The organism is Streptomyces sp. NBC_00576 (assembly GCF_036345175.1).
Classification (GTDB): Bacteria; Actinomycetota; Actinomycetes; order Streptomycetales; family Streptomycetaceae; genus Streptomyces.
The window spans coordinates 9054778-9069988 of record NZ_CP107780.1 but is presented as its reverse complement, the minus strand read 5'-3'; the positions used below and the strand labels follow the sequence as shown (position 1 = coordinate 9069988).

At 67.0% G+C, this 15211-nt stretch carries 15 protein-coding genes; 2 read left to right on the top strand and 13 right to left on the bottom strand.

Features of this window, described 5'->3' with window-relative positions; translation table 11 throughout:
- The 5 genes from OG734_RS39535 to OG734_RS39515 form a co-directional block, all read right to left on the bottom strand.
- Nucleotides 1-954 (bottom strand): helix-turn-helix transcriptional regulator, encoded by a 954-nt coding sequence (locus OG734_RS39535; protein WP_330292218.1) that lies wholly within the window; start codon nt 952-954, stop codon nt 1-3.
- Between the two features lie 201 nt (nt 955-1155).
- The gene (locus OG734_RS39530) at nt 1156-1527 is read right to left on the bottom strand and encodes an FKBP-type peptidyl-prolyl cis-trans isomerase (RefSeq protein ID WP_330292217.1); all 372 of its coding nucleotides are present in this window, start codon (nt 1525-1527) and stop codon (nt 1156-1158) included.
- Nucleotides 1528-1636: 109 nt separating this feature from the next.
- A complete protein-coding gene (locus OG734_RS39525; protein ID WP_330292216.1) occupies nt 1637-2641 on the bottom strand; it encodes an FKBP-type peptidyl-prolyl cis-trans isomerase in 1005 nt (334 codons plus the stop codon).
- Nucleotides 2642-2770: 129 nt separating this feature from the next.
- Nucleotides 2771-4132 carry a Pup--protein ligase gene (gene pafA / locus OG734_RS39520; RefSeq protein ID WP_053744632.1) on the bottom strand — a complete coding sequence of 454 codons (1362 nt, stop codon included), beginning with the start codon at nt 4130-4132 and terminating at the stop codon, nt 2771-2773.
- 9 nt (nt 4133-4141) lie between these two features.
- On the bottom strand, nt 4142-5401 hold the full coding sequence (locus tag OG734_RS39515) for an MFS transporter (RefSeq protein WP_330292215.1): 1260 nt from the start codon (nt 5399-5401) through the stop codon (nt 4142-4144).
- Nucleotides 5402-5525: 124 nt separating this feature from the next.
- On the opposite strand from OG734_RS39515, the gene OG734_RS39510 reads away from it, so the two are divergent.
- A complete protein-coding gene (locus OG734_RS39510) occupies nt 5526-6545 on the top strand; it encodes a LacI family DNA-binding transcriptional regulator (protein WP_330292214.1) in 1020 nt (339 codons plus the stop codon).
- Between the two features lie 92 nt (nt 6546-6637).
- Here OG734_RS39510 and prcA read toward each other — a convergent pair whose 3' ends face one another.
- The 6 genes from prcA to arc all read right to left on the bottom strand — a co-directional run bounded on the left by prcA (nt 6638) and on the right by arc (nt 12800).
- Nucleotides 6638-7378, bottom strand: coding sequence for a proteasome subunit alpha (gene prcA, locus OG734_RS39505; RefSeq protein ID WP_330292213.1), 741 nt, complete (start codon nt 7376-7378; stop codon nt 6638-6640).
- A gap of 92 nt (nt 7379-7470) precedes the next feature.
- Nucleotides 7471-8316 carry a proteasome subunit beta gene (gene prcB, locus OG734_RS39500; RefSeq protein WP_330292212.1) on the bottom strand — a complete coding sequence of 282 codons (846 nt, stop codon included), beginning with the start codon at nt 8314-8316 and terminating at the stop codon, nt 7471-7473.
- Nucleotides 8268-8873, bottom strand: a complete 606-nt coding sequence (locus OG734_RS39495) for an endonuclease VII domain-containing protein (protein ID WP_330292211.1) — start codon at nt 8871-8873, stop codon at nt 8268-8270. The genes prcB and OG734_RS39495 overlap by 49 nt, the downstream gene beginning before the upstream one ends.
- A gap of 43 nt (nt 8874-8916) precedes the next feature.
- A complete protein-coding gene (locus OG734_RS39490) occupies nt 8917-9132 on the bottom strand; it encodes a ubiquitin-like protein Pup (protein WP_161064777.1) in 216 nt (71 codons plus the stop codon).
- Between the two features lie 155 nt (nt 9133-9287).
- On the bottom strand, nt 9288-10799 hold the full coding sequence (gene dop, locus OG734_RS39485) for a depupylase/deamidase Dop (protein WP_443065000.1): 1512 nt from the start codon (nt 10797-10799) through the stop codon (nt 9288-9290).
- Nucleotides 10800-11033: 234 nt separating this feature from the next.
- Nucleotides 11034-12800: a proteasome ATPase gene (gene arc, locus OG734_RS39480; protein WP_330292210.1), complete on the bottom strand. Its 1767-nt coding sequence runs from the start codon at nt 12798-12800 to the stop codon at nt 11034-11036.
- 253 nt (nt 12801-13053) lie between these two features.
- On the opposite strand from arc, the gene OG734_RS39475 reads away from it, so the two are divergent.
- On the top strand, nt 13054-13359 hold the full coding sequence (locus OG734_RS39475) for a ferredoxin (protein WP_330292209.1): 306 nt from the start codon (nt 13054-13056) through the stop codon (nt 13357-13359).
- Nucleotides 13360-13476: 117 nt separating this feature from the next.
- On the opposite strand, the gene OG734_RS39470 is transcribed toward OG734_RS39475, so the two are convergent.
- On the bottom strand, nt 13477-14052 hold the full coding sequence (locus OG734_RS39470; RefSeq protein ID WP_330292208.1) for a hypothetical protein: 576 nt from the start codon (nt 14050-14052) through the stop codon (nt 13477-13479).
- A gap of 195 nt (nt 14053-14247) precedes the next feature.
- A complete protein-coding gene (locus OG734_RS39465) occupies nt 14248-15150 on the bottom strand; it encodes a tRNA (adenine-N1)-methyltransferase (protein WP_307631263.1) in 903 nt (300 codons plus the stop codon).
- Nucleotides 15151-15211 lie beyond the last annotated feature (61 nt).

The following is a 15211-nucleotide window of genomic DNA, read 5'->3' as shown; positions in this document are numbered from 1 at the left end:
TCAGCCTTTGGCCACGGCACGCAGCCGGTCCACCACGTCGGAACGCAGCTCGGCCGGCTCCAGGACCACCACATCCGGCCCGAACTCCACCAGCCAGGCGTCCAGCCCGTGCCCGTACGGAATCTCCAACTCGTCCCAGCCGTCGCTGAGTTCCCGCACCGCCGACGCCTTCGCCCGAAGGGGGTAGCCGGCGCCCGTCCGCAGCCGGATCAGCGCGGAACGGTCGGCGCTCTCCCCCGCCCAACTGGCCACAGTCTCGCGGACCGTGACCACATCGGGCACCTCGGCGGTGAACTTCGCGCTCCGGCTGCGCACCTTGCCGGTGATCCGCGAGAGGCGGAACACACGTTCGGCACCCCGGTCGCGGTCCCAGCCCGCCAGATACCAGTGACCGCGCCAGCATTCGAGCGCCCACGGCTCCACCTGACGGGGCTCCGGACGGACGGCGGTGGCCTTGCGGTAGTCGAAGACAACCGGTCGGCGGTCACGGCAGGCCAGCATCAGCGGCTCGAAGGCCGCCTCGTGCACCGGGATCCGCGGCTCCAGGGCACCATGGGCCTCGTAGGGGTCGACATCCTCGGGCAGTCCGGCCGCGCGCAGCTTCTGCAGGGCGCCGCTGGCCGCGCCGGCGAGGCGGGCCTGCTGCCAGACCTTCGCGGCCAGGCCCAGGGCGGCGGCCTCCTCGGCGTCGAGGGTGATGGCCGGCAGCCGGTTGCTGTCACGGCCGGCACGGTAGCCGACCTCACCGTCGAGGTTCTCCACCGTCTCGATGACCAGTCCGAGCTCGCGCAGATCGTCCTTGTCCCGCTCGAACATCCGGTTGAAGGAATCGTCGCTGCCCGCTTCGAGATAGGCCTCGATGGAGTCACGCAGCTCGCGCTTGCTCAGCGGCCTGCGCGTCCCGAGCAGACACAGCGCCAGATTCATCAGCCGCTCTGCCTTGGCAATGGCCATCGACGCCCTTCGCCTTCCCTATGGTGCTTACGACGGATGACCGTACCGCCCCGAAGTGGCGCGGCAAAAGCCGAGGGCCCATGCCCGGACAGGCATGGACCCCGGATGATCGACTACGGTCAGACCCCGCACCTACCTCGTACGACGATCCGACCTGATCCCGATCCCATTCGACTGTCGTACGACGATCGGACCGGACGGTCAGACCGCGATCAGGTCCACCACGAAGATCAGCGTCTCGCCCGGCTTGATCGCCGGCGTGGGGCTCTGGTTGCCGTAGGCGAGGTGGGCCGGGATGGTCAGCTCACGCCGGCCGCCGACCTTCATGCCCTGCACACCGAGGTCCCAGCCCTTGATGACCCGGCCCCCGCCCAGCGGGAACTTGAACGGGTTGCCCCGGTTCCAGCTGGCGTCGAACTCCTCGCCCGTGCTGAAGGAAACTCCCACGTAGTGGACGGTGACGTTCTGACCCGCCTTCGCTTCGGCTCCGTCGCCCTCCCAGATGTCCTTGATCTGGAGGTCCGCCGGGGGCTCGCCGCCGGGGAAGTCGATCTCGGGCTTCTCGATGCTCACGTCTCTGGCTCCTGCTGGTGAATGAACAAAGGCAACACTGACAGTCTTTCATCCCCGGCGCGGTGATGCCCGCGCCAGGCCGACCTCCGCGAAGAGGTCACACAAGGGGTCACATCTTCGCGAGGATGTCCACGGAGAACACCAGCACGGAGTCCTTCTCGATACCGCTGCCCTGCGGCGGGTTGTCGCCGTAGCCCAGAGCCGGCGGAATCGCGATCATCACGCGGCTGCCGACCTTCTTGCCCGTCAGCCCCTGCGCCCAGCCCTTGACTACCTGCGACAGCCCGAACGAGACCAACTGCCCGCTCTTGTACGACGAGTCGAACTCCTTGCCCGTGTCCCACAGCACGCCCTTGTACTGCACGAGGACCGACTCGGTCTCCTTGACCACCTCGCCGTCGCCCTCGATGACGTAGTTGGCCACCAGCTTCGTGGGCGCGGCGGACTTCGGGACCTCGATCGAGGGGGCCGCGCCGTCCGTGTTCGTACCGACCTTCGGCAGACCGGCGTCGTCCTGGGCGACGGCCTTGCCCTTCGCCGAACTCTTCGCGTTGAACGTGTCCTGGACATCCACGACGAAGATCAGCGTGTCGGTGCCCTTGATACCCGCCTGCGCATTGCCCTGCGTGCCATAGCCCCACGTCGGCGGAACGGCCATCTCCACACGGCTGCCGGCCTTCTTGCCCGTCAGCGCATACCGCCAGCCGTCGATGATCTTGCCCTGCGCCAGCTGGATGACAAGCGCGGTCCCCCGGTCGTACGAGTTGTCGAAGACCTTCGCCGAATCCCAGACCTGCCCCAGGTAGTTCGCCACGACGTAGTCGTTCTCCACGACCGTCTTGCCGTTGCCCGCGATGAGCGTCTTCACCGCGAGATCCTTCGACGGGTCACCGCTCGCCTTCGCCACGGTCGGCTTCTCGCCGAACTTCACCCCCGCGGTGATCGCCGGCAGCGGACCGTCGACGATCTTCGGCGCCGGCGCCGCGGACGGACCCGACGCCGAGGGAGACGGGCTGCTGTCACTGGCCTTGCTCTTGTCGGACTCTTCGTCACCGCATCCGGCGAGCGTGACAAGTCCGGCAGGTACGGCAAGGAGAACTGAGCGTCGGCGCACGGTGAAAGCCTCGTATCGGTGTCGATCTTGTGTTGCTGGCGTGCGCGCAACTCTACGGCGTGAGAAGGGCGCCGTACGAGAAACGTACGGCGCCCGCGTTGCGTTCCGGAAACACACCGGCCGCAAATCTCACATACCGGCGATCAGCTTCTCCACCCGCTCGTCGACGCTGCGGAACGGGTCCTTGCACAACACCGTGCGCTGTGCCTGGTCGTTGAGCTTCAGATGCACCCAGTCGACCGTGAAATCACGGCGCTGCTCCTGCGCCCGCCGGATGAAGTCACCGCGCAACCGCGCCCGAGTGGTCTGCGGCGGAACCGACTTGCCCTCGAAGATCTTCAAGTCGTTGCAGATCCGGGCGGCTTGGTTCTTCCTCTCCAGCAGGTAGTAAAGACCCCGCCTGCGGTGGATGTCGTGATAGGCGAGGTCTATCTGAGCGACGCGCGGATGCGACATCGTCATATTGTGCTTGGCCCGGTACCGCTCGATGAGCTGGTACTTCATCACCCAGTCGATCTCGGTACCGATCCGGTCCAGATCCTCGGCCTCGATGGAGTCCAGCACCCGGCCCCACAGCTCCAGCACCTGCTCGACCGTGCCCGTGCGGATACCCCGCCGCTCGACGAAGTCCACGGCCTTCTCGTAGTACTCGCGCTGCACATCCAGCGCCGAGGCCTCCCGGCCGCTGGCCAGCCGCACCTTGCGACGGCCCGTGATGTCATGGCTGACCTCGCGGATCGCCCGGATCGGGTTCTCCAGGGTCAGGTCCCGCATCACCGTGCCCGCCTCGATCATGCGCAGCACGAGGTCGGTGGCACCGACCTTGAGGAGCATCGTGGTCTCGGACATGTTCGAGTCGCCGACGATGACATGCAGTCGGCGATAGCGCTCTGCGTCCGCGTGCGGTTCGTCACGCGTGTTGATGATCGGCCGGGACCGGGTGGTCGCCGAGGAGACGCCCTCCCAGATGTGCTCCGCCCGCTGACTCACGCAGTACACGGCACCGCGCGGCGTCTGCAGCACCTTGCCCGCACCGCACAGAAGCTGGCGGGTGACGAGGAACGGAATGAGGATGTCCGCGAGCCGGGAGAACTCCCCGTGCCGGGCCACCAGATAGTTCTCGTGGCAACCGTAAGAGTTGCCCGCCGAGTCCGTGTTGTTCTTGAAGAGGTAGACGTCGCCCGCGATTCCTTCCTCGTGCAGGCGTCGTTCGGCGTCCACCAGGAGTCCTTCGAGAATGCGCTCGCCGGCCTTGTCGTGGGTGACGAGTTCCGTCACGTTGTCACATTCCGGTGTCGCGTATTCCGGATGTGATCCCACGTCAAGATAGAGGCGTGCGCCGTTTCGCAGAAAGACATTGCTGCTACGGCCCCATGACACGACACGGCGGAAGAGGTACCGAGCCACCTCGTCGGGAGACAGACGCCGCTGTCCCCTGAACGTACACGTGACGCCGTACTCGTTCTCCAGCCCGAAAATGCGGCGGTCCATGACTGAACATTACGCCCGATCCCCTGTGCTGAAACGGGTTCCGGCAGCACGGTTTGGATCATTTTCCGATGAGACCGCAACCACCGCACCCCCCGCGGGCACGGCGAGCACCCGCCCGGTGACCAGCAGAACCAGCAACGACACGGCCCCCGCACCACCCGGCACGACAAACCCCCACACCGTTCCGCCCCACTCGACGACCGGTCCCGTGAGCCCCGTGCCCAGCGACGCGCCCACCGTGAACGTCGTCACAAGCCAGGAGAAAGCCTCGGTGACCGTCCCCCGCGGAGCATGCCGGTCCACCAGCACGAACACACAGGCGAGAGCCGGCGCCAGGAACACGCCGGCAAGCACCATCAGCAACGTCATCGCCACCGCACCCGGCATCAGCGTCAACGGCAGATAACACACCGCCAGCAGCCCCACCAGCACCGTCAGTCGCCGCTCCGCCGGCCCACTCCACTGCCGCGACCCGTACACCGTCCCGCCCAGCAACGCGCCCAGCCCCACGGCCGCCATCAGCCAGCCGTACACCGTGTCACCACCGTGATCGTCCGCGTACGACACCGAAGCGACCGTGATCGACCCAAGCGCGATCCCCACGAAGAGAAACGCCCCCAGCATCACCAGCAGCCCCGGCGACCGCAGTGCCCCCAGCCAGTGCGCCTCACGCGGCGCCGAACGCCACGCCCGCGAGGGCGGCGACAGCACCACGGACAGGGCCCCCAGCACCCCGATCACGTTCAGCACGAGCAAGGCGGCCTGCGCCGACCACAGCGACGCGCACAGGGTCACCAGCAACGGCCCCACGGTGAACATGACTTCCTGCGCCACCGCGTCCATCGCGTACGCCGTGTGCACCTGCTCCTCCTTACGGAGGACCGAGGGCCACAGCGCCCGCAGACCGCCCTCCAAGGGAGGCGTGAAAAGCCCGGCAACCGCCACGGCGGCATACGCGAGCGGCAGCGGATCGGTGCCCGCGAACGCGAACGCCGCCATACCGAACGCCGATACGAGCGCGGCCGACAACTGGACCCTCGGCTGCCCGTACAGGTCGACCAGCCGCCCCAGCAGCGGCTGCCCCACGGCGTTCGCCACCCCGTACACCGCCGCGAGCCCGCCGGCCAGGCTGTAGGTGCCGCCCTCGGCCCGGACGAACAGCACGATCGCGATCGCCGCCGTCGCGTTCGGCAACCGGCCCACCAGGGTGCCCACGAGCAACCGCACCGCATGCCGTGACCTGAGGATCTCCAGGTAACCCGCCGCCATGACCAGCCCTTCCCGTCGACGGCGACGCCGGAAGTGTTACGTATAACGTCGCCCGTCATACGTACCATGTGCCCAGTCCGCACGTCCACACGTCCACACATTCACCCGAAGGAGCAGGCCCACGGTGGCACGAGGCAGCACCCGACCCACCAGCCGCGACGTCGCCCGGGCCGCAGGCGTCTCTCAGGCCGCCGTCTCCCTCGTCCTCGGCGACAAATGGCGCGGCCGCGTCTCCGAGACCACCGCCGAACGCGTACGCACCGCCGCCCGCGACCTCGGCTACCGCCCCAACCTCGCCGCCCGCAACCTACGCCTCGGCCACACCCGCACCGTCCTCCTCGTCGTCCCCGCCCTCACCACCGAGTTCTTCGCCGGCGTCTACACCGGAGCCGCCCGCATCGCCGCCGAACACGGCTTCGGCGTCGTCCTCTACCCCTCCCCCGAAGGCATCGGCCCCGCCCGCGACCCCTTCCACTCCGCCCGGGCCGCCCTCGACGGCGTCCTCGCCTCCTCCATGGCCGCCGACGCCCTCACCACCATCCGCGGCGACCAGCTCCCCCTCGTCATGCTCGACAGCGACCCCCACGGCAGCCTCGGCGCCGCCACCGTCAACCTCGACATCGCCGACGGCGTACGCCAGGTCGCCGACCACCTCCTCGCCCTCGGCCACCGTCACTTCCTCCACCTCGCCGCCGACATCCCCTCCTGGACCTTCGCCGTACGCGCCCACGAACTCGCCACACGCCTCGCCACCGTCCCCGGCACCGACGTACGCACCATCCACGCCCCCATCTCCATCGAAGGCGCCCAACAGGCCACCACAGCCGCCCTCACCGGCCCCGGCCCCCACCCCACCGCCCTCGTCTGCGACGACGACCAACTCGCCACCGGCGCCTACAAGGCCATCCGCCGCCTCGGCCTGCGCATCCCCGACGACCTCTCCGTCACCGGCCTCGACGACCTCGCCCTCGCCACCGCCATCGACCCCGAACTCACCACAGTCCGCCTCGACGCCGAACTCTTCGGCGAACGCGGCATGCAAGCCCTCCTCGCCGTCCTCGACGGCCGCACCCCCACCCAGGGCGACATCCCCGTCCAACTCGTCGTACGAGGCTCCACAGCACCCCCCAGAAGCCACCTCTGACCCCACCAACGCCCGCACCCCGGCCGCAAGAAGCGACCGGGGTGCGAAAAACACAAATACATGAGGGCGGAACAGAACCGCCCGCCAGACGACTACTCCTCCTCGTCGGCGCTCTCCGCCTCGGTAGTCGCACCGCCGGCCTCCAGCAACCGCCCCAGCTGACGACCGACGATCCGCTTGAACTTCCGCTTCTGCGGACGCGTACGGTCCAGCACCGCCACCTCCAGCCGCTCCGCCGGAATCTCCCGCTCGGTACCGTTCGTATCGCGCGACAGCGCCTGAACCGCCAGCTTCAACGCCTCGGCCAACGACATGCCGTCCTGATGACGCTGATCCAGATAAGTACTGATCTGCTCGGCATTACCACCGACCGCGACCGAGCCATGCTCATCGACGATCGACCCGTCGTGCGGAAGCCGGTAGATCTGGTCACCGTCTGAGGTCTCCCCCACCTCGGCCACCACCAACTCCACCTCGTACGGCTTCTCCGCCGCCGAAGAGAAGATCGTGCCCAGCGTCTGCGCGTACACATTCGCCAGACCACGAGCCGTCACATCGGCACGGTCGTACGTGTACCCACGCATATCGGCATACCGCACACCACCGATCCGCAGGTTCTCGTACTCGTTGTACTTACCGGCGGCCGCGAAGCCGATCCGGTCATAGATCTCGCTGAACTTGTGCAGCGCACGGGACGGGTTCTCGCCGACGAACACGATGCCATCGGCATACTGCAGCACAACCAGGCTGCGACCACGGGCAATGCCCTTACGGGCATACTCCGCCCGGTCGGCCATCGCCTGCTGGGGTGAGACATAGAACGGCGTCGACACCGGATTAACCGTCCCTTTCTGTCGAAATCACTGAACCACCTGAACGAGGAGAAGACCTGAGGAGAGGCACTACAGCTTCCGAGAGCCCACGCTCAGAGCAGCTCGGCCCGCGGACCGTCGGGCTGCTCCAGACGCCGCTCCAGAATCGAACGGGCGATCTCGGCGCCCTCCTCGTCCGTCAGCCTGCGGAAACCGTCCTCAGTGATCACGGTGACAATCGGGTAGATCCGACGCGCGACATCAGGACCACCGGTCGCCGAATCGTCGTCCGCCGCGTCGTACAACGCCTGAATGACCAGCGTCGTCGCATCCGCCTCACTCAGATCACGGTGGTACAGCTTCTTCATCGCACCGCGGGCGAAGATCGACCCCGACCCCGTCGCCGCGTAACCGTGCTCCTCGGAACGCCCACCCGTCACGTCGTACGAGAAGATGCGCCCCTTCCCCCGGTCCACATCGAACCCGGCGAACAGCGGCACCACGGCAAGACCCTGCATCGCCATACCGAGGTTCGAACGAATCATGGTGGACAGCCGGTTCGCCTTGCCCTCGAGCGAGAGCTGCGCACCCTCCACCTTCTCGAAGTGCTCCAACTCCAGCTGGAACAGCTTGACCATCTCGACGGCCAGACCGGCGGTGCCGGCGATCCCGACCGCCGAGTACTCGTCCGCCGGGAACACCTTCTCGATGTCCCGCTGCGCGATGACGTTCCCCATGGTCGCCCGCCGGTCACCGGCGAGGACGACACCACCCGGGAAGGTGACGGCCACGATGGTCGTGCCGTGGGGCGCCTCGATCGCACCCTGGGTGGGCGGCAACTGCCGCCTGCCCGGGAGCATCTCCGGCTGATGATCGGACAGGAAGTCCATGAAGGACGACGACCCGGGCGTCAGGAAGGCAGCCGGTAGACGCCCGGTGCTACGAGTGTTGGCTTCCACGCGTTTCCTTCCACGTATGTCGCAGCCCGCCTTATGACGTCGGGCCGATCCTTGAACTGCCCCAGCGCTGCGTTGCAGCTGAAGCACAGTACGCCTCGGACCCTACCCGTCTCGTGACAGTGATCCACATGTGCGGGCGGAGCAGACAAACATATGCAGCAGACGCCACCTTGCGAGACGATCAGCTCGTCACGCTCAGCTTCAGTGAGGCCGTACTGGCGCATCAGGTGGTCTTCTCGCCCCCGGGTCGCCCGGCACGCCTTGCAGCGTGTGGACAAGCCGTCCGAGGCAGTCACGTTGCGGTGCCACTCACTGTGCGGCTTGATCTCGCCGCACGTTCGGCAGAGCTTGTGCCCAGGCGGGACGTCCACTCTTTCCCGCACAGACTTCCCCACGGCCTCTCGGCGGCGCCGGTAGTGCTCGGCGCTGTACTGCGCCACGCACTCCCGACACCGCACCTGAAGGCCATCGCGTCGATTCTTGTCCCGCGCGAAAGCGGTAACAGGCAAGCCCCTCTCGCAGCCCGCGCACCGCTTATCAGGCGTGTCGTCAGCCATCCCCCGCAACCTTCATTTCGAAGGCCTATTGACCTAGTACCCTTTACTGTCCACCTTTTTGCACGAAGGACCTCACGAAATCCTCGGCGTTCTCCTCTAGTACGTCATCGATTTCATCGAGGACGGAGTCCACGTCGTCGCTCAGCTTCTCCTGGCGCTCCTTGAGGTCTTCGGATACCTGTGCCTCAGGTGCCTCCTCGACCTCCTCGGTGCTGCGCGTCGCCTTCTGCTGTCCGCCGCCGGTGTCCTTGGTCGCCATAACCCTCACCCCGCTCGGTTCGACGTTCTTGATCAGACCCTACAAGCAGGGTCCGACATTGGCCCCGCAGTTGCTACAACGTCCGGGAACCACCTCGATGATTCCCGGACGCCACACTTTCCACCCTGCCCGGCCGCCGCGCCCCAAAGGCCCGCTCAGTGGCCCGACAGGACCCTGACCAGGTCTTCTGCCGTGCGGCAGCGGTCCAGGAGCTCTTTCACGTGATTACGCGTTCCGCGAAGCGGCTCCAGGGTTGGGACGCGCTGTAGCGAGTCCCGGCCCGGCAGATCGAAGATCACGGAGTCCCAGGAGGCCGCGGCGACGTCGTCCGCGTACTGCTCCAGGCAGCGTCCGCGGAAATAGGCGCGTGTGTCCTCCGGAGGCTTCGTACGGGCCCTCTCGACCTCGCCCTCGTCCAGCAGCCGCTTGATGCGGCCACGGGCCACGAGGCGGTTGTAGAGGCCCTTCTCGGCCCTTACGTCCGCGTACTGGAGGTCGACCAGGTGCAGCCGCGCGGCGTCCCAGTCGAGGTCGTCGCGGCGCCGGTAGCCCTCCATGAGTTCTCGCTTGGCGACCCAGTCGAGCTCGCCGGCGAGGCTCATGGGGTCGTTCTCCAGGCGGTTCAGGGTGTCTTCCCAGCGGGCCAGGACGTCCTTGGTCTGGTCGTCGGCGTCGGCCCCGTACCGCTCCTCCACGTACTTGCGCGAGAGTTCGAAGTACTCCATCTGAAGTTGTACGGCGGTCAGTGTGCGTCCGCTGCGTAGGGTGACCAGGCGCTTGAGCGTCGGGTCGTGGGAGACCTGGTGGAGGGTGCGTACGGGCTGGTCGACAGCCAGGTCGACCGCGATGAAGCCGTCCTCGATCATCGACAGGACCAGTGCCGTCGTTCCCAGCTTCAGGTAGGTCGAGATCTCCGACAGATTCGCGTCACCGATGATCACGTGGAGGCGGCGGTACTTCTCCGCGTCCGCGTGGGGCTCGTCCCGGGTGTTGATGATCGGGCGCTTGAGGGTGGTCTCCAGGCCCACCTCGACCTCGAAGTAGTCCGCGCGCTGGCTGAGCTGGAAGCCGTGTTCGTGGCCGTCCTGGCCGATGCCGACGCGGCCGGCGCCGGTGACGACCTGGCGGGAGACGAAGAAGGGCGTGAGGTGGCGCACGATGTCCGAGAAGGGGGTTTCCCGCTTCATCAGGTAGTTCTCGTGCGTGCCGTAGGAGGCGCCCTTGTTGTCGGTGTTGTTCTTGTAGAGGTGGATCGGCTGGGCGCCGGGGAGCTGGGCGGCGCGTTCGGCGGCTTCGGCCATGATGCGTTCGCCGGCCTTGTCCCAGAGGACGGCGTCGCGGGGGTTGGTGACCTCGGGGGCGCTGTATTCGGGGTGTGCGTGGTCGACGTACAGCCGCGCGCCGTTGGTGAGGATGACGTTGGCGAGGCCGATGTCCTCGTCGGTGAGCTGGCTGGAGTCGGCGACTTCTCGGGCGAGGTCGAAGCCTCGCGCGTCGCGCAGCGGGTTCTCCTCCTCGAAGTCCCAGCGGGCCCTGCGGGCCCTGTGCATCGCCGCCGCGTAGGCGTTGACGATCTGGGACGAGGTGAGCATGGCATTGGCGTTCGGGTGGCCGGGGACGGAGATCCCGTACTCCGTCTCGATGCCCATTACTCGCCGTACGGTCATGCGGCCCTCCTTGCCCGGCGGTGTCCTCGGTCGGGGACGCCGCTCAAGTACCGGTGGTGCTCCGGTGCGTGTGCGGTGCCCGTCCCCGCACTGCGCGACTCGGCGGTACGAAAGAGCCTAGAACGCCTTTGCGCTGGTGGGGAGATCATTTGCGTCATTGCCTCGCTCCGGCTGTGGCCTGAAAAACAGTTGGCTGCGGGTGCCCGGTGAGGGCACCCGCAGCCACCCCGTTTTTTACAGGTACTGACCGGTGTTGGCCACCGTGTCGATGGAGCGTCCGGTGTCCGCGCCCTGCTTTCCGGTGATGAGCGTACGGATGTAGACGATCCGTTCGCCCTTCTTTCCGGAGATCCGGGCCCAGTCGTCGGGGTTGGTGGTGTTGGGGAGGTCCTCGTTCTCCTTGAACTCGTCCACGCAAGCCTGGAGGAGGTGGGAGACGCGGATGCCCTTCTGCTTGTGGTCGAGGAAGTCCTTGATCGCCATCTTCTTGGCCCGGCCCACGATGTTCTCGATCATGGCGCCGGAGTTGAAGTCCTTGAAGTAGAGGACTTCTTTGTCACCGTTGGCGTAGGTGACTTCCAGGAAGCGGTTCTCCTCGGATTCCGTGTACATGTGTTCCACGGCTGTCTGGATCATGCTCTGGACCGTGGCCACCTTGTCGCCACCGTGCTCCCCCACGTCTTCGGGGTGCAGCGGGAGGCGGTCGGTGAGGTACTTCTGGAAGATGTCCTTGGCGGATTCGGCGTCCGGACGTTCGATTTTGATCTTCACGTCGAGGCGGCCAGGGCGCAGGATGGCGGGGTCGATCATGTCCTCGCGGTTGGAGGCGCCGATGACGACCACGTTCTGCAGGCCTTCCACGCCGTCGATCTCGGCGAGGAGCTGGGGGACGATGGTGTTCTCCACGTCCGAGCTGACGCCGGATCCGCGGGTGCGGAAGAGGGATTCCATCTCGTCGAAGAAGACGATGACGGGGGTTCCTTCGCTGGCCTTCTCCCTTGCACGCTGGAAGACGAGGCGGATCTGCCGCTCGGTCTCGCCGACGTACTTGTTGAGGAGTTCGGGGCCCTTGATGTTGAGGAAGAAGCTCTTGCCCTGGGCCTGGCCGGTGACTTCGGCGACCTTTTTGGCCAGCGAGTTGGCGACGGCCTTGGCGATGAGTGTCTTTCCGCATCCGGGGGGCCCGTACAGCAGGACGCCCTTGGGTGGCCTGAGTTCGTGCTCCTTGAAGAGGTCGGGATGGAGGTACGGGAGTTCGACCGCGTCGCGGATCATCTCGATCTGGTTGCCCAGGCCGCCGATCTGCTCGTAGCCGATGTCGGGTACTTCTTCGAGGACCAGTTCCTCGACCTCGCTCTTCGGTACGACCTCGTAGACGTATCCGGAGCGGGGTTCGAGCAGGAGGGCGTCGCCTGGGCGGATGACGACGTCCAGGAGCGGCTCGGCGAGCCGTACCACCCGTTCCTCGTCGGTGTGCCCCTGTACCAGGGCGCGCTCTCCGTCCTCAAGGATCTCCTTGAGGGTGACGATGTCGCCGACGCTCTCGTAGTCCATGGCCTCGACCACGTTGAGAGCTTCGTTGAGCATCACTTCCTGGCCGCGTCGTAGCTCTTCGAGCTCGACGCTGGGGCTGACGTTCACGCGGAGTTTGCGGCCTCCGGTGAAGATGTCGGCCGTGCCGTCCTCATTGGCGACCAGGAAGACACCGAAGCCGGCCGGGGGCTGTGCCAGCCGGTCGACTTCCTCCTTGAGGGCCACGATCTGGTCGCGGGCCTCTCGGAGTGTGTTGGCGAGCCGCTCGTTCTGTGCGGACACGCCGGCCAGGTTGGTCTGCAGTTCGACGATCCGCTCTTCGAGAATCCTCGTGTGTCGCGGAGAGTCGGCGAGCTTGCGCCGCAGGACGGCGATCTCCTGCTCAAGGTAGGCAATCTGCCCGGACGGGTCGTCGGACCCTCGTCCCGGGCGGATGCCGCGGTTCATGTCGTCGTCGTGGGCTGCCACGGTCCTCACCTCCTCCAAGGGGAGCTGGACGCTTCCAGACCCTACCTGGGTGGGTGTCGATTGAAACCCCTAGATCACAAAGACTGTCGGGGTGTGTCCGATCTTCACCCTTGCGCTCTCCCTCACGCCAGGGGAATACCCACAGAACATGATTGGGAAGCGGCCGGAGGTAGGGTCGAAGTGTTCAACACCCGTCAGAGCTGGGCCGACTTGCCGTCGGATTGTCTTGCTCGGGACAGAAACGGCAGGAGATATGACCATGCAGGAGGAGGCCGTGGCCGGCGGTGAGGCGTTGGAGGTCTGGATCGATCAGGACCTGTGCACAGGGGACGGAATCTGTGTCCAGTACGCGCCTGAGGTCTTCGAGCTGGACATCGACGGGTTGGCCTATGTGAAGAGTCCGGGGGACGAGTTGTTGCAGGCCCCGGGGGCGACGACGCCCGTTCCGCTGCCGTTGCTGACGGATGTGGTCGACTCCGCGAAGGAATGTCCGGGCGACTGTATTCACGTACGTCGAGTTTCGGACAGGGTCGAGGTTTTCGGCCCGGACGCGGCGTGATCGTCCGACCACTCCGCGCCACCTCTGGCTGATTCGCGCTCCTGCAGTTGTCTGGTTTCTCACAGGGCGTTGGCCGTGCGGATTTTCCGCGGCCGCATGTCGATCACTCGTCGCGTGTCACACGCTGCGCGCGCCGGCGGGTGTCGAGCGGAGGAACGCGCCGTTCTTCCACTGCCACTTGGCCCGCTCGTCGACGTCGGGGCAGCATCTGGGGACGTCGAGGGACGAATAGCCGAGGAGCGTGGCCGTGACGGCACCGTCGCTGACGGTGAGGTCGGTGACGCTGAAACGGTCCTTGGGGTCAACGAGGGTCGCGACGATGCGCGGCTGCTCGGCGTCGGCGGCCTGGGTGAGGACGTACACGCCGTTGGGCGGGGTGCCGGAGCCGGCGTCGCAGCGTACGGAGGCGACCGTTTCGGGCCTGCCGTCGCCGTCGAGGTCACCGGTGGCCTTGTTCTGTACGAGGACCGGGAGCGGGCCGCACTGGAGGGGGAAGGCGAATCCGGTGGGGTCGGGGGGTGCTGCGGCCGCGGCGGGTCTTCCCGCGGGGCCGGCCGCCTGGGCCGCGGTGGCGGAGTCTGGCTGGAGGGTTGAGGAGAGGGCGACGACGCCGGCGAGGGCGGTGGCCGTGGCGAGCCAGTGGATGGGGCGGGTGTGCGTGTGTGCGAGTTCCGGGACGGCGGATTGCTGCACTCGGAGTGTCTCCCGTGGAGGGCTGTGCCGGTGGGGTGTCCCGCATAGTGCCACACGTCACAGTGCGGGGGAACGGCGGGGCATGCGGTGCTTGGTGTCAGCACTGGTGCCGTTGGGGCGTCAACGGGAAAGAGTTGTGGCCGAGTTCCCGGTGTGCTGCGGGAACTCGGCCACGGTGCCGGTGCGTTGATGCGGTCAGCGGCCGTTGCCGCCGTCGGCGTTGGGGCCGGTGTAGTCCTCGCCGTAGGAGCCCTTGGAGGGGCGGCGGCGGCGCATGGGCGGCTCGACGCCGTCGGCGAGGCGGCGGGCGGTGAGCAGGAAGCCGGTGTGGCCGATCATGCGGTGGTCGGGGCGGACGGCGAGGCCCTCGATGTGCCAGTTGCGGACCATCGACTCCCAGGCGGACGGCTCGTTGAAGCAGCCGATCTCGCGGATGGACTCGACGGTCCGGGCGAGCTGGGTGGTGGTCGCGACGTAGCAGCAGACGATGCCGCCGGGGACGAGCGCCTTGGAGACGGCTTCCAGGCATTCCCAGGGGGCGAGCATGTCGAGGACGACGCGGTCGACCTCGGTGTCGCTCAGGTTGTCCTGGAGGTCGCCGACGGTGAGCTGCCAGGCGGGGTGGGGGCCGCCGAAGTAGCGCTCCACGTTCGCCTGGGCGATCTCGGCGAAGTCCTCGCGGCGCTCGTAGGAGTGCAGCATGCCCTGGTCGCCGATGGCGCGCAGCAGGAAGCTGCTGAGCGAGCCGGAGCCCACGCCGGCTTCCACGACGCGGGCGCCGGGGAAGATGTCGGCGAAGGCGAGGATCTGCCCCGCGTCCTTGGGGTAGACCACGGCGGCGCCGCGGGGCATGGACAGGACGTAGTCGGGGAGCAGGGGGCGCAGCGCGAGGTAGGCGACGTTTCCGGTGGTGCGGACAACGCTGCCCTCGGGTGCGCCGATCAGCTCGTCGTGCGGGAAGGAACCTTTGTGGGTGTGAAAGTTCTTTCCAGCTTCGAGCGTGAACGTGTAGTGGCGGCCCTTGGGGTCGGTCAGCTGAACCTGGTCCCCGACCTTGAAGGGCCCGCGCCTGCGGGCGGCACCGGTCGGTTCGGACATGTGAAGAGCCTACCGGTGTTGACGGAGGCCGCTGACCATCGAGCCGGCGGACGCGGGACCT